Source organism: Streptomyces sp. NPDC048370, assembly GCF_043200825.1.
GTDB lineage: Bacteria > Actinomycetota > Actinomycetes > Streptomycetales > Streptomycetaceae > Streptomyces.
Genome location: NZ_JBICYI010000006.1, coordinates 1 through 15,991, shown reverse-complemented (window position 1 = coordinate 15,991; position 15,991 = coordinate 1). Strand labels below are relative to the sequence as shown.

Below are 15,991 nucleotides of genomic sequence, written 5' to 3'. Positions count from 1 at the left end.
CGCCTGAGCACTTCGGGTCGGCCGATCCGGCGGTCGGCCGCCGGCCTTCGACCGCGAGGCATACAAGCAGCGCAACACCGTTGAGAGGTGCATGAACAAGCTCAAGCAGTGGCGCGGTCTGGCCACCCGCTACGACAAGACCGCCACCATCTACCTTCGCCGACTTCCACATCGCCGCCATCTTCATCCGGTCGGCGAGGTGATCCGCCCTAGGCGGCCAGGTCGTTCTCCCCGGGCCCGGAGCCGATCCGGGGCTCGGGGATGTCGAGGGTCTCGGGGACGGCGGACCGCTCGGCGACGCGCCGGGAGCGGACCAGGCGGCCCCCGTGCCGGGAGCGGGCGATCGCGGAGACGAGCGGGGTCAGCAGGGCGTGGGCGAGGGGGGCGAGGAGCAGCGCCACCGCCGTACCGAGGGCGAAGCCGCCGATGACGTCGGTCGGGTAGTGAACGCCCATGTAGACGCGGCAGAAGCCCTCGGCGAAGGCGAGGGCGATGGCGACGAGACCGAGCTTGCGGTGGGCGATGAAGATCCCGACGCCGATGGCCATCGCCAGCGTGGCGTGGTCGCTGACGAAGGAGTAGTCGGTCTTGCCGTCGACGAGGACGTCGAGGCCCTGGTGGTCGTTGAACGGCCGGGGGCGCTCGACGAAGCCGCGGATGGGGATGTTGACGAGGACCGCGACGCCGGCGGCGAGCGGAGCCCAGACGAGCGAGGCGACGCCGGAGACGGAGTCCGCGAGGCCGTCCCGACGGCGGACGCTCCACCAGCACCAGAGCGCGACAAGGACGAGGGCGAGCATGATCCCGTACTCGCCGACGAAGCCCATGACACGGTCGAACCAGGGCGGGGCGTCCCGCGCCAGCCCGTTGATGTCGTAGAGCAGGCTGACATCGGGGTTCGAACCGTCCGATGCGAGTCCAGCCACTGCCGCCCCTTGCCTTGTCACGTGAGTTCGAACGAACCGCCTGACGCGGGCGTTCCGCTCGTCGTCGATGATCGCCCTGACGTTACCGAAGAGTGACATGTCGTCGCAGCTCAGGGCCTGTGCTTAACGGAGAGTTCCGGCCAGGACCAACGGCCCGTCAGGCCTCCGGCAGATGAGTCGGAAGCGCCGCGGCGCCGTCCTTCGTCACCCTGGTGGCACCAAAATAGTCAGGCGTGTCGATCTTGTCGAAGCGAATGACGGCCCCGGTGCGCGGAGCGTCGATCATGTAGCCGCCACCGACGTAGATGCCGACGTGCCTGATGGCGCGGGAGTTGGTCAGATCGTCGGAGAAGAAGACCAGGTCGCCGGGGAGCAGCTCGTCCCGGGAGGGATGGGGGCCCGCGTTGTACTGGTCGTTGGCGACCCGCGGCAGCTCGATCCCAACGGAGAGGTACGCGGCCTGGGTCAGCCCGGAGCAGTCGAATCGGCCATTTTGCGCCGCGGTCCCCGTACCGCCCCAGAGATAGAGGGTGCCGAGCTTCTGCTGCGCGTAGTAGATCGCGCCCGCGGCCTGCCGCGAGGGCTCGACGCGGCCGACGGGCCGGGCGAAGCTCTTCTCCAGCGACCGGATGATGCGCACGTAGTTCTGGGTCTCGGTGATCCGGGGCACGCCACCGGACTTGATGACCCGGTAGGCACCGGCGTTGTACGCGGCGAGCATGTTGTTCGTCGGGTCGCCCGGCACGTCCTTGACGTAGCCGGCGAGCTCGCAGTCGTAGGTGGCGGCGGAGGGGATCGCGTCCTTGGGATCCCACACGTCCCGGTCCCCGTCCCCGTCCCCGTCGATGCCGTGCCCGGCCCAGGTGCCTGGGATGAACTGGGCGATGCCCATGGCGTTGGCGGGCGAGACGACCCTCGGGTTCCAGCCGCTCTCCTGGTAGAGCTGGGCGGCGAGCAGGGCCGGGTTGATGGCCGGGCAGAGGTTCCCCCACTGCTGCACGAGACCCTGGTACGCGGCGGGCACGGCCCCCTTGGCCAACGCCACGGTGCCGTTCTTGGCGTCCCCCGCGCCCCCGAGGAGTCCGGCGGCGGCGGAGTACGTACCGACGACGAGCAGCGCGACGAAGCTGAGGCACACGCCGAAGACCCCACCGGCCACCAGCCAGGCCTTGCGCGCCTTACGCACCGTCAACCACCCCTGGGGTCTTGGCAGTCCATCGAGCGACAAGTCTAGGCGCGGGGCCCGCCCGACGGACGGGCCGCCGGTCAACCGTTTCGGACAAAGTCCCGACGCCCGAGGCGGTACGCCGAGGCGGGACCGTCCACCACCCTCCACCACCCCAAGAGTGCAACAACGACAGTCATTGCCCGGAGTCACCCTCCGTGATACACAGAGTGACCATACGCTTCCTCGCATCGAAACCGGCCACGCCGCCGCAGGTCAAGACGGTCGGACCGGTCACATGTGCGGGGATCGGGTAAAGAGAGCCGCCAAGCCGTCACACGCGAGCGGTTTCATCAGCGAAGATAGGGCGATGACCCATGCCATCGGGCAGGGGCGACGAACTACCCATACAGGGGCGGTGAGTTACATGTACCTGGCGGCCGAAGAGGGCGACATCACCACCATCATCGGTGGAATCGCCCCGAACTGGGGGCCTTTCGGGAGCCTGGGCAATGAAGCCAAGGTGATGATCGAGGTCGTGATGGCCGTGGCCATCCTGCTCTGCCTCGGCATCGCCATCTGGGGAGCGGCCAAGCAGCGCATCGGCGCGACCGCCCTCCGGGACACGTTCAGCGCCGAGCAGGGCAAGGGCCTGATCGTGGCCGGCCTGACGGGCGTCTTCATCATCGGCTCGCTGGGGACGCTGTTCACGATCGTGTACGGGATGGCCGTCTAACCACCGAGGTCGGTTCCTTTCCTGATGTCCAGTCACCACACGGTTGAGAGGGCGTGCTTGCCATGAGCCTCGGCGACGACAACGACGGCTTCGGCGGCTCGGGCCAGACCCGCACGCGCCTCCCCGAGGGCGGCACGGGCGACCCGTACACGTCCCCGCGCCGCCCACGCGGCTCACGCTCGCTGATCACGGCGGTCGGCGTGGTGGTCCTCCTGATCGCCGCGATCGCCTTCGCGAACAGAGGCGACGGCACCCAGGACACGGACAACACCTCGGGCTCCACCAACCCCTCGGGCCAGAAGGCCCCCACAGCCGCCACGGGCGTCCGCCCGGTCCCAGGCAAGAACGGCACGATCCCGACGGGGTTCGCACGGGACGAGCAGGGGGCGCAGAGTGCGGCGGCCAACTTCTCGGTGGCGCTCGTCTCGGCCGACATCCTGAAGCCGGATCGCCGCAGCGAGATCGTCAGGCAGCTGTTCGTCCAGGACAAGGTCGCCGAACTCGAAACCAGCTTCGACAAAGCGTACAGCCGGGAGTTCCTCGACAAGCTGGGCCTCGACGAGAACGGCAACGCCGCAGCCGGGATGACCTACGTGTCGCGCACGGCGCCGGTCGGCACCAAGGTCACGCAGTTCTCCGACAGCGCCGCGACGGTCGAGGTCTGGTGCACCGGTGTCTTCGGCACGGCCGGAGTCAGCTCCACCAACCCTGTGACGAACGACTGGTTCACCATGACCCTTGCTCTCCGCTGGGCCGACAACGACTGGAAGGTGGAGAGCTTCTCGCAGAAGGAAGGGCCGGCCCCGGTCAACACCGACCGGACCGCCTCCGACGCCGACGCGATCGCCAAGGCCGTCGAGGAGTACGGAGGCTTCACGTATGCCCGCTAGGTCCCGTCCCTCGCTGCGCGTGGCCGCCCTGCTGGCCACCCTCCAGAGTGCAGCCGTGCTGCTGGCCTCCCGCGCCTACGCGGCCCCGACGCCCACGCCGACGCCGCCCACCAAGGAGCAGTGCGACCTCATCGTCGGCCCCGCCCGCGACTACTGCGAAAACGGTCAAAGCGCCGGCACCGGCGGCCGCACCGCCCCCGACCCCACCGCCGCCCTCGACCCCCTCGCCTCGCTCGCTCGCGGCTGCGCCGACGCCGCCGTCACGATCATCGACAAGCTCTCCGGCGCCGTCAAAGAGACCGCCGACGTCGACTTCACCAACCTCGAGTTCCTCGGCCGCTACGCCATCGTCTTCGCCGCCGCCACCTTCCTCACCCTCCTCCTCTGGCTCCTCGCCGTCGCCAAGCGAGCCATCCGAGGCGTCCCCCTCACCACCGCAATCTCCGAGGCCATCGGCTTCCTCTGGCTGACCGTCCTCGCCTCCGCCTTCACCCCGCTGATCCTCTACACCGTCGTCAACGCCACCGACGCCGTCACCGAGGTCATCGCCGCCGGCACCGGTCAGCAGACCGACGTCTTCTTCGGCAGCTTCAAGGAGGCCCTGCAGAAGGGCGACCAGATCGGCGGCGGGCCGATCATGCTGATCATCGTCTCCCTCGTCAGCATCCTCGCCGCCGGCGTCCTCTACCTCGAACTCTTCCTGCGCGCCGTCATGCTCTACGTCGGCGCCCTCCTCGGCGTCGTCGTCTACTCCGGCCTCGTCGACAAGAACATGTGGGGCCACGTCCGCCGCTGGGCCGGGATCATGATCGCGATCATCCTGGTCAAGCCGGTCATCGTCATCGTCCTCGGCCTCGCCGGCGCGCTCTCCTCCGGGACCGGCCCCGACTCCTTCTCCGCCGTCGTCTCCGGCCTCGCGATCATCCTGCTCGCCATCTTCGCCTCCGCGATGATCTACCGCTTCGTCCCCGGCTTCGGCGACGAGATCGTCGCCTCCCGCAACAACCGCGTCCACCGCGCCGGCGAGAACGCCGCCGCGGCCGTCCTCTCCTCCCCCGCCTCCCTCGTCTCCCAGGGCATCAAGACCCACAGCACCCGCGACGGCGGAGGCGGCGGAAACCAGAACAGCGGCAGCGCCCCGCGCCCCGCCAACCCGCTCTCCGGCGGAGTCGCCGCGCACAGCAGCCGCGGCAGCGCCGGGAACGCCGGGGGCGGCGGCGGACCTGTCCCCTCCGCCGCACCCCCGCCGCGTAGCAGCAGCCCCACCGCAGGCACCCCGCACAGCAACCGCAGGAACACAGGAAGCACAGGAGGTGGAGGGCGTTGACGACCCAGTCCCAGCCGGTCACGCCCCGCCGTACGTATCTCATCGGCCGTGCCCGGCCGAACGCGATCGTCGGCAAGAACCGCGAGACCGGCGAGATCGCCCTCATCATCGCCGGCGCGTTCCTCGGCATGATGAGCGGACTCCTCGTCCCCGCCCTCACCCTGCGGATCGCGCTGCTCGTCGGCTTCCCCGTCCTCGCGCTCGCCGCCGTGTACGTGCCGTACAAGCACCGCACCTTCTACAAATGGTTCGAAATCAACCGCAGCTACAAGCGGTCCCTCAAGCGCGGCACCGCCTACCGCTCCGCCGCCGCCGAGGCCGGCACCCGCTTCGACGGCCGCGAGGTCGAGATCGGCCCGCCCCCGGGCATCGGCCGCATCAACTGGCTCTCCGCGCCCTTCGGCCCCGACGAGATCGCCGTCCTCCTCCACGCCGACCGCCGCACCGTCACCGCCGCCATCGAGATCGAGGGCCCCGGCGTCGGCCTGCGCGACAGCGAGGACCAGGAAGCGCTGGTGGACCGTTTCGGCACGCTCCTCAAGCACGTCGCCAACGGAGACGGCTTCGTCACCCGCCTCCAGATGCTCGCCCGTACCCTCCCCGCCGACCCCGACGCCCACGCCAAGGACGTCGCCCAGCGCGGCGACCCGCAGTCCCCCGGCTGGCTCCAGGACTCGTACGAGCAGCTCCAGTCGATGGTCTCCACCTCCAGCGAGCAGCACCGCGCCTACCTCGTCGCGTGCATGCACTACACCCGCGAACTCGCCGCCGAGGCCAACGCCATGGCCCGCGCCGCCCGCCACACCTCCGGCGCCCGCAAGCTCGACCGCGACGCCGGCCTCGCCGTCGTCATGGCCCGCGAGCTCACCGACATCTGCGCCCGCCTCGCCGAGGCCGACATCCGCGTACGGCAGCCCCTCGGCCAGTCCAGGGCCGCCTCCCTCGTGCACTCCATGTACGACCCGGACCACCCCATCGACCACATCCAGGCCATGACGAAACGAAACGCTTGGCCCGCCGAACTGGACGCCATGGAGCCCACCTACCTCCAGGCCAAGACCCGCGAGTCCTCCACCCGCGCCCCCTGGTGCCACGCCACCGCCTGGGTGAAGGAGTGGCCGATGACCCCCGTCGGCGTCAACTTCCTCGCCCCGCTCCTCGTCCACACCCCCGACGTGATCCGTACGGTCGCGGTGACGATGGACCTCGAACCCACCGAGGTCGCCATCGAGCGCATGCTCACCGAGAAGACCAACGACGAGGCCGAGGCCTCCCGCCAGGCCAAGATGAACCGCACGGTCGACCCGCGCGACATCGCCGCGCACGGCCGGCTCGACCAGCGGGGTGAAGATCTCGCCAGCGGCGCGGCGGGGGTCAACCTCGTCGGGTACATCACAGTGTCATCGCGCTCCCCCGAAGCCCTGGCCAGGGACAAGCGCACGATCAGGGCCTCCGCCGGCAAGTCGTACCTCAAGCTCGAATGGTGCGACCGCGAGCACCACCGGGCCTTTGTGAACACCCTGCCGTTCGCGACCGGCATCCGCCGCTAGCCACCCGCCACTAGCCGCCAGCCACGCCACGCCAGCCGCTAAGGGGCCCGTGCACATGCGAGATCCACTCTCCGCCCTCACAGAAGCGTTCACCTCCTTCCTCTTCGGGAAGGTGGAGACGACCCGCCTGCCCGTCCGCACGTCGACCGGCCAGGCCCAGGCCGTCTACCTCCCGACGGCCGCCCCCGGCCTCGGCGACTCCGGCGTGATCATCGGCCGCGAGGTCTACAGCGGCAAGGGCTACATCTACGACCCCTTCCAGCTGTACGGCCAGCAGCTCCCGGCCCCCCACTGGCTGGTCCTCGGCGAGTCCGGCAACGGCAAGTCCGCGCTGGAGAAGACGTACGTCCTACGGCAGTTGCGCTTCCGCGACCGCCAGGTCGTCGTCCTCGACGCCCAGGGCGAGGACGGCGTCGGCGAATGGAACCTCATCGCGCAGGAGCTGGGGATAACCCCCATCCGCCTCGACCCGATGGTCGCCGTCGACGCCGGCATCCGGCTCAACCCGCTCGACCCGTCGATCACCACGACAGGCCAGCTCGCCCTGCTCCGTACGATCATCGAGGTCGCGATGGGGCACGGCCTCGACGAGCGCTCCGGCTTCGCGCTCAAGGTCGCCCACGCGTACGTCAACGAGCACATCACCGACCGCCAGCCCATCCTGACCGACATCGTCGAGCAGCTCCGGCACCCGGAGGCGGAGTCGGCGGAGGCGATGAACGTCGACATAGACGACGTACGCGCCTGGGGTCTGGACGTCGCGCTCGTCCTGGACCGGCTGGTCGACGGCGACCTGCGCGGCATGTTCGACGGGCCGACCACCGTCGGCATCGACCTCGACGCGCCGCTCATCGTCTTCGACCTGTCCCACATCGACCGCAACTCCATCGCCATGCCCATCCTCATGGCGATCGTCGGCGTGTGGCTGGAGCACACCTGGATCCGCCCCGACCGGAAGAAGCGCATCTTCCTCGTCGAGGAGGCCTGGCACATCATCAACAGCCCGTTCGTGGCGCAGCTGTTCCAGCGGCTGCTCAAGTTCGGCCGCCGACTCGGCCTGTCCTTCGTCGCCGTCGTCCACCACCTCTCGGACGTCGTCGACGGCGCGGCGGCCCGGGAGGCCGCGGCGATCCTCAAGATGGCCTCCACCCGCACCATTTATGCCCAGAAAGCCGACGAGGCGAGGGCGACGGGACGGGTGCTCGGCCTGCCACGCTGGGCGGTCGAGATCATCCCGACCCTCACCCCCGGCATCGCCGTCTGGGACGTCAACGGCAATGTGCAGGTGGTCAAACACCTCATCACCGAGAGGGAGCGGCCGCTCGTCTACACCGACCGCGCCATGACGGAGTCCTCGCTTCCGGAACACGCCCTGCCGGACGACCTCCAGGCCGCGGAGTGGGAGGCGGAGCAGCGGGCCTCCCTGATCGAGCAGCAACTGAACGACCCCTCCCGTTCCGGGGTGGCGTGAGATGCGGAAAGACGCACGGGAACGACAGCAGGGCGGCATCCCCGACGGCCTCGTGGTCGCCCTCGTCGGCTTCGTCCTCGGCCTGACGGTGCTCGTATGGACCGCGACCGGCCTGGCCGCCCTGCTGGCGAAGGGCGCCTGGCCGGACGGGGTCACCTTCAAGCGCACCCCCATGGCCGTCCGCGCCCTGATCGGCAACCCCCAGGACCTGGCGGCCGCCTGGCCGGACACCCCGGCGGACGCACTGTCGGGGTACGGGCTGTTCTGGGGCCTGCTCATCGGTGAGCTGATGGTGCTCGTGGTGCTCACGGTGTTCGCGGTGGGGACGCTGGCGCGCTGGAGAGCGGTACGGGCGGGCAGGCGCGAGGGCGTGTACGGGGCGGGGGCGAGGGAGTCCGCGGCCGAGGTCGAGTCCACGAAGCGCCCGGCACGTACGGAGGTCACGGAGCAGGCCTCCGTCCCCGCGCCGGAGCCGTCACCTGTGGCCGTGACCGTGCCGCCCTCCGACCAACCGCCCGCCTCCCGGAAGCCCCTGGAGCAGGCCGTGGCCGCAGCCGTGGCCACGCCCGCTCAGGCTCCGGCGGCGCCCGGCTCCGTCGTCTACGGCACCCCCGCCACACGCCGACCCGCCGCCCTGCAGGCCCTCCAGGACGCCGAGGGCCCCGTCCTCGTCGTCACCTCCGACCCCACCGTCTGGGCCGAGACCAAGGACGCGCGCGGCAAGCTCGGGCCCGTCCTCGTCTACGACCCCGGTCACCTCTGCGACACCCCCGCCCGCCTCCACTGGTCCCCGTCCGCCGGCTGCGAGGACCCGGCCAGGGCCCAGGAACGGGCGAGCGCCCTCCTCGCCCCCGTACGCCCGCCGTCCCGCCTGGACGCGGCCGTCGCCGACACCGCCGAAACGCTCCTGCGCTGCTGGCTGCACGCCGCCGCCCTGGACGACCGCCCCTTCAAGCAGGTCCACCGCTGGGCCCAGGGCACCGGCGCCCACGAACCCGTACGCATCCTCCGTACGCATCCCAAGGCCGCCTCCGGGCACGCCGGCCTCCTGGAGTCCGCACTCACCGCTCACCCGGAACGGCGCGAGATCGCCCAGGAGTTGACCGCGCGGGCGCTCTCCGCGCTCTCCTCGATCCACATCAGGGACGCCTGCACCCCGAATCGAACTGATTCGCTCACGCTGGAATCTTTCGTCGCCGAAGGGGGCACGCTCTATGTGGTCGGTGAACCGATCGAGGACCCGCGCACCCGCCCCGGCGCGATGCCTCTGCTCACCGCCCTCACCGCAAGCGTGGTCGAGCACGGCCGCCGCATGGCCGCACGGTCATCCGACGGTCGGCTCGACCCACCACTGACGCTCGTCCTCGACGACGCCGCCGCCGTGGCCCCGCTCCCCCAACTGCCGGACCTGCTCGCCTGCGGCCAGGACATCGGCCTGCCGACCCTGGTCCTCCTCCGCTCCCAGGAACAGGCCCGAGCCCGCTGGGAGAAGCAGCTCCTCACGCCGTAGCCGCCGGTACGGGAGTTGCGGAGCAGGTCGGCCGGTCCGACGGGCGCGTTCAGCGGGTCAGGACCGCCCGGTCCGCCTCGTAGACCGCCTCGGCGAACTGCTCCAGCGCGAGATGGAGCCGCAGGATCCGCGTCCGTGCCTGGCTCGCGTCGGAGAACCGCAGGTCGAGCCGGACCGAGCCCGCCTCCGCCCCGCCCTTCAGGGCCGGCGGCACCGGCCGGCCACCGCCACCGCGCGCGACGACGAGCACGGACCACTCGTGCGCCGAACCGCCCCGGGGAACAAGGGTGACGAAGTCGATCCGGTCCCAAGCCTCGCTCCAGCGCACCCCGTCACGGACCAGCACCAGCCTCCGCCCGTCCACCCGTACCTGGGCCTCCCGAAGCTCCCGCCGCGACCCGAGCGCCACGGCGCCCAGCGCCGACACCGCACCGGCGAGGCCCCCGGCCAAGGTGCCCCCAGCCGTGGCGGCGAGGACCGCGAAGCCGAGGATCAGCGGCGACGCGGCGAGAAGCAGCCGGTTCTTCACGGTCCGTGTGTACGTGGCGGCCTTCACCACCGCCTGCGGATCACCGTCGTCGACCTGTCCGGCGCGCCCGCGCGCGGCGGGCGCCGACGCGGCCGGAGGCAGGGTCGGCGGCACGGTCGGAGGCAGGGCCGGAGGCGGGGTCGGCGGCAGGGCCGGCGGCAGGGCCGGCCGCACCCCATCCACCTCGGTCATGACAGCCGTAGGCGCGACACCGTCCACCGCCACCTCGCCCAGCAGGGCGAGGAGCTGACCCGCCGTCGGCCGCGCCTCCGCCCGCTTCTCCAGGCACCGCGCCACCACGCCCCGTATCCCGTCCGGAACACCATCGAGCCGGGGAACGTCGTGCACCACGCGGTACAGCAACGCCGGTACGCTGCCGACCCCGAACGGCCCGTCGCCCGTCGCCGCGAAGGCGAGGACCGCACCCAGCGAGAAGATGTCACTCGGCGCCCCCACGCGCGCCCCCGTCGCCTGTTCCGGCGACATGAACCCCGGGGTGCCGACCACGAGTCCGGTCCCGGTCAGCGTCATCCCGCCCTCCAGGGCCTTGGAGATGCCGAAGTCGATGACCCGGGGCCCGTCCCCGGTGACGAGGACGTTCGAAGGCTTCAGGTCCCGGTGCACGAGACCGGCCCGGTGGATCGCCTCCAGGGCCTCCGCGAGCCCCGCGGCCAGGCCGCGCAACACCGCCTCGCCCAAGGGCCCCTGGTCCTGGACGAGCTGCCCGAGGTCAGGGGCCTCGACGTACGCGCTGGCCACCCACGGCGCCGGGGCCTCCGGATCCGCGTCCACGACCGGCGCCGTCCAGAAGCCGCCCACGGTGCGGGCCGCGTCGATCTCGCGCCGGAACCGCAGCCGGAACCCCGGATCCGCGGCCAGCTCGGGCCGCACCACCTTCACGGCGACCCGGCGCCCACTGACCGAATGGCCCAGGAAGACCTGCCCCATCCCGCCCGCGCCGAGCCGCGCAGTCAGCCGGTACGGACCGATCGCAGCCGGATCGCCCGGCATCAACTCCTGCACGATTCCCCCGAGTTCGCAGAAGCCTCCAGGATCCCAGGTGCCGCCCACCGGAACCAGCCCCTCGGAACCAGCCCGCCCGAAACCGGCCGACCGCAACCGGCCGTCCGCAACCAGCCGTCCGCAACCAGCCCCGGACCTACCCCGCCGGACGCAGCACCTCGTACTCCACCTCGCGCGCCCCGTCGACCCCCGGCACCGGCACCCGCTCCCCCGTCGCCACGAACCCGAACCGCCGGTAGAAGGCGGCGGCCCGCGCGTTGTCCTCATGGACGTACAGCCGCACCCGCCGGATCACCGGTTCCGGCAGCGACCAGGACCACTCCACACCCGCCCGGAACAGCGCGTCGATCACCCCCGTGCCCCGCGCCTCCGGCCGCACGTACACACCCACGATGTGCGTCTGGTCGACCTTCGCCGGCTCCCCGAACCGCACCTCGTCGGACGGCCGCTCCACCAGCAGCGTGATCGAGCCCGCCCAGCTCCCGTCCGGGGCCTCCGCCACGAACTGCCGCACGCTCGTCCCGCTCTCGGACGCGCCCTCGGTCCGCTCCCGCCAGAAGGAATCCGGCCGCTTCACGGCATCCTCGTACGTGTCGAGGAAGGCGATCTTCGCCACCGGGTCCTGGAGCGAGGCGAGTCGGATCTCGCGGCCCCGCTCCCACTCGTCGGAGCGGATCGTACGAATCAAGTAGCTCATGCCCCCGATCCTCGGCGCAGCCCACCACCCCCGACAACCGCTTTCCCGTTGCACGTCGTCGAATCGCACCCCGCCGAACCCCCGTCGCACCCCGCCACACCCCGTCGTACCCCGGTACTACGCCCCTCCCCACACCCCCGCCCACGGTCGGACGATCCCCCGCCCCCCGCTCCGTAGCGTCGTGGACATGATCCGAGCTGACGAACTCACCAAGCGGTACGGGGACAGGACAGTCGTCCAGGACCTCAGCTTCACCGTCCACCCCGGCACCGTCACCGGCTTCCTCGGCCCCAACGGCGCCGGAAAGTCCACCACCCTCCGCATGCTCCTCGGCCTCGACGCCCCCACCGGCGGCCGCTCGACGATCAACGGCCGCGCCTACGCCGCCCACCCCGCGCCCCTCACCCAGGTCGGCGCGCTCCTGGAGGCCCGCTCGCTCCACCCGGGCCGCTCGGCGTACCACCACCTCATGGCGCTCGCCCACACCCACGGCATCCCCCGCTCCCGCGTCGAGCACGTCCTCGACCAGACCGGCCTGACCGAGGTCGCCCGCCGCCGGGTCAAGGGCTTCTCCCTCGGCATGGGCCAACGCCTCGGCATCGCCGCCGCGCTCCTGGGCGACCCACGCACGATCGTCCTCGACGAGCCCGTGAACGGCCTCGACCCGGAGGGCGTGCTGTGGATCCGTACGCTCCTCAGGTCCCTGGCCGCCGAAGGCCGTACGGTCCTCGTCTCCTCCCACCTGATGAGCGAGATGGCCCTGACCGCCGACCACCTGATCGTCATCGGCAAGGGCCGCCTCCTCGCCGACACGACCGTCGACGCGCTCGTACGGGAGTCGGGCGGCGCCTCGGTCAAGGTCGTCACCCCGGAACCGTCCCGGCTCCGCGACCTGCTCCCCGCAGCGGCCGTCGCCACCGAACCCGAGCCCACCGCGACCCCCGACACCCTCCACATCACCGGCATCGACGCGGCGGACATCGGCCGCGTGGCGGCCAGCCACGGCGTACCGCTGTACGAACTCACCCCGCAGTCCGCCTCCCTGGAGCAGGCGTTCATGGACCTCACCCACGACTCGGTCGAGTACCAAGGAGCAGCAACCAAGTGAGCACTCCCGCTATCACCCCGGCCCGCGTCCTGCGCTCCGAATGGCACAAGCTGTGGACGGTCCGCTCCACGTGGATCACCGTCCTCGCCGCGGTCGCCTTCCTCCTCGGCGTCGGCATCCTCATGGGCGCCACCTACACCTCCGACGGCGGCGACTCCGACGTCGACACCGTCATCCTCACCCTCTACGGCTCCCAGCTCAGCGGCATCTGCCTCGCCGTCCTCGGCATCCTGGTCACCGCGGGCGAGTACTCCACCGGCCTCATCAGAGCCTCCCTCACCGCCGTACCGCGCAGGACCCCCGTCCTGTGGGCGAAGGCCACCGTCTTCACCGCCGTCGTCCTCACCGTCTCCTTCGTGACCGCCCTGATCACCTTCCTCACGGCGCAGCTCTTCCTCTCCGACACCGACCAGGCCGCCTCGCTCGCCGACGACGGCGTCCTCGCCGCCATCGCGGGCAACGCCGCCGGCATCACGCTCCTCAGCCTCCTCGCCCTCGGCCTCGGCGCCGCGCTCCGCTCCGTCCCCGGCGGCATCGGCGCCTTCATCGGCGGCGTGATGATCCTGCCGGAGGTCCTCGGGATGCTCCCGTACGACGCCGTGGAGACGGCGATCCGGTACTTCCCCACCCAGGCGGCCGGCGCCCTCGGCTCCGCCGACCCGCTGCCGAACGCCGCCTCCCCCGGCGCGGCGCTGCTCGCCCTGTGCCTGTGGGCGGCCGCGGCCCTGATCGTCCCGGCCCTGTCGCTGAAGCGACGAGACGTATGAGGATGGGCGGGTGAGCACCACGGACACCGAAGACCGGCTCCCCCGCCTGCCCGACCCCGACTCCCCGACGGAACCGCTCAGCCGGTACATCCAGCGGCAGACCCAGCGCGTACGGGCCTTCGACACGCGCCGCCCCAGGATCTGGGACGGGCTGCTCACCGCCGTCTGGACGGGGGCGGCCCTGGTCGACGCGTCGGGCGGCTGGCGGAACATCGCCCGGGACCCGACCGTCCCGGTCGGGCTGGTCGTAGCGATGAGCCTGGCCTTCAGCCTCCCCCTCCTCCGGCGCCGCCGCCACCCCATGGTCGCCCTCGCGGTGATGGGGTGCGCGGCGCTCCTCAGCAACTGGACCGGAGCCTTCCTCCAGGCCGGGCTCCTGCAGATGATCGTGGTCTTCCACATCGCGCTCCGCCGCCCCCCGCGCGCGCTCCTGTGGACGTTCGCCCTGCTCGCCCCACCCCTGGTCGTAGGGTCGGTCCGCTTCCCCCAGGGCAGTTGGGACCAGCACATCGTCCCCACCCTCTGGGCGTACGCGGTGGTCGCCCTCCTCGGCATCGCCGTCCGCTCCCGCCAGGACTACACCGCCGCCCTCGTCGACCGCGCCCGCCGCCTCGAAGTGGAGCGCGACCAGCAGGCGCAGCTCGCCGCCGCCGCCGAACGCAACCGGATCGCCCGCGAGATGCACGACATCATCGGCCACAACCTCTCCGTCATCACCGGCCTCGCCGACGGCGGCCGGTACGCGGCGGCCAAGAACCCCGAACGCGCCGCCGAAGCCCTCGACGCCATCGGCACGACGAGCCGCCAGGCCCTCGCCGAACTCCGCCGCCTCCTGCGCGGCGAGGCGGTACGCGACCCCCAACCCACCCTGGCCGACCTCGGCGCCCTGATCACCGGCGTACGGAAGGCGGGCCTCGCGGTACGCCTGGAATCGACGGGCGACACCCAAGAACTCCCCGCCGGCGTCCAACTGACGGTCTACCGGGTCGTCCAGGAAGCCCTGACGAACACCCTCAAGCACGCGGGCGATGGCGCCGAGTCGACGGTCCTCCTCGCGTACACCCGGGAGGAGGTGACGGCGGAGGTGCGGAACACCGGCCGCACACCGGAACCCTCCGGAAGGGGCCAAGGCATCACAGGAATGCGCGAGCGCGCCAAGCTCTACGACGGCACACTCGAAGCCGGCCCGCTCGCCGAAGGCGGCTGGCGCGTACGACTCCGACTCCCCCTGGAGGACTCCCCCTCGTGACGACGGTGCTGATCGCGGACGACCAGGCCATGCAACGCTTCGGATTCCGCATGCTGTTGGAGAGCCAGGACGACATGACGGTCGTCGGCGAGGCACCGAACGGCACCGAGGCGATCCGCCTGGTGGACCGGCACCGCCCGGACGTCGTCCTGATGGACATCAGGATGCCCGGCCTCGACGGCATCGAGGCCACGCGCCGTATCGTCGCCACCGGCGCCCGCACCCGCGTCCTCATCGTCACCACCTTCGACCTCGACGAGTACGCCTACGACGGGCTGCGCGCCGGCGCCAGCGGCTTCCTGGTCAAGGACGCCCAGCCGGAGGAGCTGCTCTCCGGCATCCGCGCGGTGGCGAGCGGCGACGCGGTGGTGGCCCCGAGCCTCACCCGCCGCCTCCTGGACGCGTACATCCACCACCTCCCGCCCACACCGGGCCCGGCCGGCCCCACCACTCACGAGGACGCCCGCCTGGCACCGCTGACGGACCGGGAACGCGAGATCCTCACGGTCATAGGCCAAGGCTGGACGAACACGGAGATCGCCGAGCGCCTCCACCTCGCCGAGTCGACGGTGAAGACCCACATCAGCCGCATCCTCGCCAAGACCGGCGCCCGCGACCGCGTCCAGGCGGTGATCCTCGCGTACGACACCCGCCTGGTGACCCCGGAGCGGTGACGAGGCAGAGGGGTCGACAGACAAACGGCCCTGGAACGCAGAAAAGCCCCGCACCAGAAGGTGCGGGGCTTTCCCACAATGATTGTTCGGCGGCGTCCTACTCTCCCACAGGGTCCCCCCTGCAGTACCATCGGCGCTGAAAGGCTTAGCTTCCGGGTTCGGAATGTAACCGGGCGTTTCCCTAACGCTATGACCACCGAAACACTATGAAGTTAACCAACCGGATATCGGCACAGTTCGTTACTTCAGAACTAACACAGTGGACGCGAGCAACTGAGGACAAGCCCTCGGCCTATTAGTACCGGTCAGCTCCACCCATTACTGGGCTTCCACATCCGGCCTATCAACCCAGTCGTCTACTGGGAGCCT

14 protein-coding genes, 2 rRNA genes and 1 pseudogene are annotated in these 15,991 nt (G+C 71.1%); 11 read left to right on the top strand and 6 right to left on the bottom strand.

What is annotated here, in order from left to right; translation table 11 throughout:
• Positions 1-19: 19 nt before the first annotated feature.
• A pseudogene (locus ACGFYP_RS15035) lies at positions 20-157 on the top strand (IS5/IS1182 family transposase); the annotation flags it as partial.
• Between the two features lie 52 nt (positions 158-209).
• On the opposite strand, the gene ACGFYP_RS15030 reads toward ACGFYP_RS15035, so the two are convergent.
• Together ACGFYP_RS15030 and ACGFYP_RS15025 are read right to left on the bottom strand one after the other, a co-directional pair.
• Entirely contained in the window at positions 210-926 is a 717-nt protein-coding gene (locus ACGFYP_RS15030) for a phosphatase PAP2 family protein (protein ID WP_393492405.1), read from the bottom strand.
• A gap of 157 nt (positions 927-1,083) precedes the next feature.
• Positions 1,084-2,112 carry a bifunctional lytic transglycosylase/C40 family peptidase gene (locus ACGFYP_RS15025; protein ID WP_361960299.1) on the bottom strand — a complete coding sequence of 343 codons (1,029 nt, stop codon included), beginning with the start codon at positions 2,110-2,112 and terminating at the stop codon, positions 1,084-1,086.
• 406 nt (positions 2,113-2,518) lie between these two features.
• Here ACGFYP_RS15025 and ACGFYP_RS15020 point away from each other — a divergent pair, with 406 nt between their 5' ends.
• The 6 genes from ACGFYP_RS15020 (at position 2,519) to ACGFYP_RS14995 (ending at position 9,575) form a co-directional block, all read left to right on the top strand.
• Positions 2,519-2,827, top strand: a complete 309-nt coding sequence (locus tag ACGFYP_RS15020) for a hypothetical protein (protein WP_260230621.1) — start codon at positions 2,519-2,521, stop codon at positions 2,825-2,827.
• A 62-nt stretch (positions 2,828-2,889) separates the two neighbouring features.
• Positions 2,890-3,717 (top strand): hypothetical protein, encoded by an 828-nt coding sequence (locus ACGFYP_RS15015; protein WP_393493449.1) that lies wholly within the window; start codon positions 2,890-2,892, stop codon positions 3,715-3,717.
• Positions 3,707-5,044, top strand: coding sequence for a hypothetical protein (locus tag ACGFYP_RS15010; protein ID WP_393492399.1), 1,338 nt, complete (start codon positions 3,707-3,709; stop codon positions 5,042-5,044). Before ACGFYP_RS15015 ends, ACGFYP_RS15010 begins: the two co-directional genes overlap by 11 nt.
• Complete coding sequence (locus tag ACGFYP_RS15005; RefSeq protein WP_393492396.1) at positions 5,041-6,594, top strand: SCO6880 family protein; 1,554 nt, start codon at positions 5,041-5,043, stop codon at positions 6,592-6,594. The genes ACGFYP_RS15010 and ACGFYP_RS15005 overlap by 4 nt, the downstream gene beginning before the upstream one ends.
• Before the next feature lie 55 nt (positions 6,595-6,649).
• On the top strand, positions 6,650-8,065 hold the full coding sequence (locus ACGFYP_RS15000; RefSeq protein ID WP_361960294.1) for an ATP-binding protein: 1,416 nt from the start codon (positions 6,650-6,652) through the stop codon (positions 8,063-8,065).
• 1 nt (position 8,066) lies between these two features.
• The gene (locus ACGFYP_RS14995) at positions 8,067-9,575 is read left to right on the top strand and encodes a type VI secretion protein (protein ID WP_393492389.1); all 1,509 of its coding nucleotides are present in this window, start codon (positions 8,067-8,069) and stop codon (positions 9,573-9,575) included.
• Between the two features lie 49 nt (positions 9,576-9,624).
• Here the strand turns inward: ACGFYP_RS14995 and ACGFYP_RS14990 are convergent, their stop codons facing one another.
• The gene (locus ACGFYP_RS14990; RefSeq protein ID WP_393492384.1) at positions 9,625-11,175 is read right to left on the bottom strand and encodes a serine/threonine-protein kinase; all 1,551 of its coding nucleotides are present in this window, start codon (positions 11,173-11,175) and stop codon (positions 9,625-9,627) included.
• 88 nt (positions 11,176-11,263) lie between these two features.
• Positions 11,264-11,824: a GNAT family N-acetyltransferase gene (locus tag ACGFYP_RS14985; RefSeq protein ID WP_393492381.1), complete on the bottom strand. Its 561-nt coding sequence runs from the start codon at positions 11,822-11,824 to the stop codon at positions 11,264-11,266.
• A gap of 187 nt (positions 11,825-12,011) precedes the next feature.
• On the opposite strand from ACGFYP_RS14985, the gene ACGFYP_RS14980 reads away from it, so the two are divergent.
• Genes ACGFYP_RS14980 through ACGFYP_RS14965 form a run of 4 tightly spaced genes read left to right on the top strand, consistent with a single transcriptional unit; the run spans position 12,012 to position 15,622 of the window.
• Positions 12,012-12,932 (top strand): ABC transporter ATP-binding protein, encoded by a 921-nt coding sequence (locus ACGFYP_RS14980; RefSeq protein ID WP_393492376.1) that lies wholly within the window; start codon positions 12,012-12,014, stop codon positions 12,930-12,932.
• Positions 12,929-13,699, top strand: coding sequence for an ABC transporter permease (locus ACGFYP_RS14975; RefSeq protein ID WP_393492373.1), 771 nt, complete (start codon positions 12,929-12,931; stop codon positions 13,697-13,699). Before ACGFYP_RS14980 ends, ACGFYP_RS14975 begins: the two co-directional genes overlap by 4 nt.
• Positions 13,700-13,709: 10 nt before the next feature.
• A complete protein-coding gene (locus ACGFYP_RS14970; RefSeq protein ID WP_393492369.1) occupies positions 13,710-14,948 on the top strand; it encodes a sensor histidine kinase in 1,239 nt (412 codons plus the stop codon).
• A complete protein-coding gene (locus ACGFYP_RS14965; protein ID WP_393492366.1) occupies positions 14,945-15,622 on the top strand; it encodes a response regulator in 678 nt (225 codons plus the stop codon). The genes ACGFYP_RS14970 and ACGFYP_RS14965 overlap by 4 nt, the downstream gene beginning before the upstream one ends.
• Before the next feature lie 84 nt (positions 15,623-15,706).
• On the opposite strand, the gene rrf is transcribed toward ACGFYP_RS14965, so the two are convergent.
• Together rrf and ACGFYP_RS14955 are read right to left on the bottom strand one after the other, a co-directional pair.
• Positions 15,707-15,823 (bottom strand): 5S ribosomal RNA (rrf, locus tag ACGFYP_RS14960).
• 74 nt (positions 15,824-15,897) lie between these two features.
• Positions 15,898-15,991 (bottom strand): 23S ribosomal RNA (locus tag ACGFYP_RS14955); the annotation flags it as partial.

What these genes read in the sequence shown, in the direction of transcription:
- ACGFYP_RS15020 (WP_260230621.1), top strand. Translation starts at nt 2,519, where the DNA reads ATGTACCTGGCGGCCGAAGAGGGCGACATCACCACCATCATCGGTGGA.
- ACGFYP_RS15015 (WP_393493449.1), top strand. Translation starts at nt 2,890, where the DNA reads ATGAGCCTCGGCGACGACAACGACGGCTTCGGCGGCTCGGGCCAGACC.
- ACGFYP_RS15010 (WP_393492399.1), top strand. Translation starts at nt 3,707, where the DNA reads ATGCCCGCTAGGTCCCGTCCCTCGCTGCGCGTGGCCGCCCTGCTGGCC.
- ACGFYP_RS15000 (WP_361960294.1), top strand. Translation starts at nt 6,650, where the DNA reads ATGCGAGATCCACTCTCCGCCCTCACAGAAGCGTTCACCTCCTTCCTC.
- ACGFYP_RS14995 (WP_393492389.1), top strand. Translation starts at nt 8,067, where the DNA reads ATGCGGAAAGACGCACGGGAACGACAGCAGGGCGGCATCCCCGACGGC.
- ACGFYP_RS14985 (WP_393492381.1), bottom strand. Translation starts at nt 11,824, where the DNA reads ATGAGCTACTTGATTCGTACGATCCGCTCCGACGAGTGGGAGCGGGGC.
- ACGFYP_RS14980 (WP_393492376.1), top strand. Translation starts at nt 12,012, where the DNA reads ATGATCCGAGCTGACGAACTCACCAAGCGGTACGGGGACAGGACAGTC.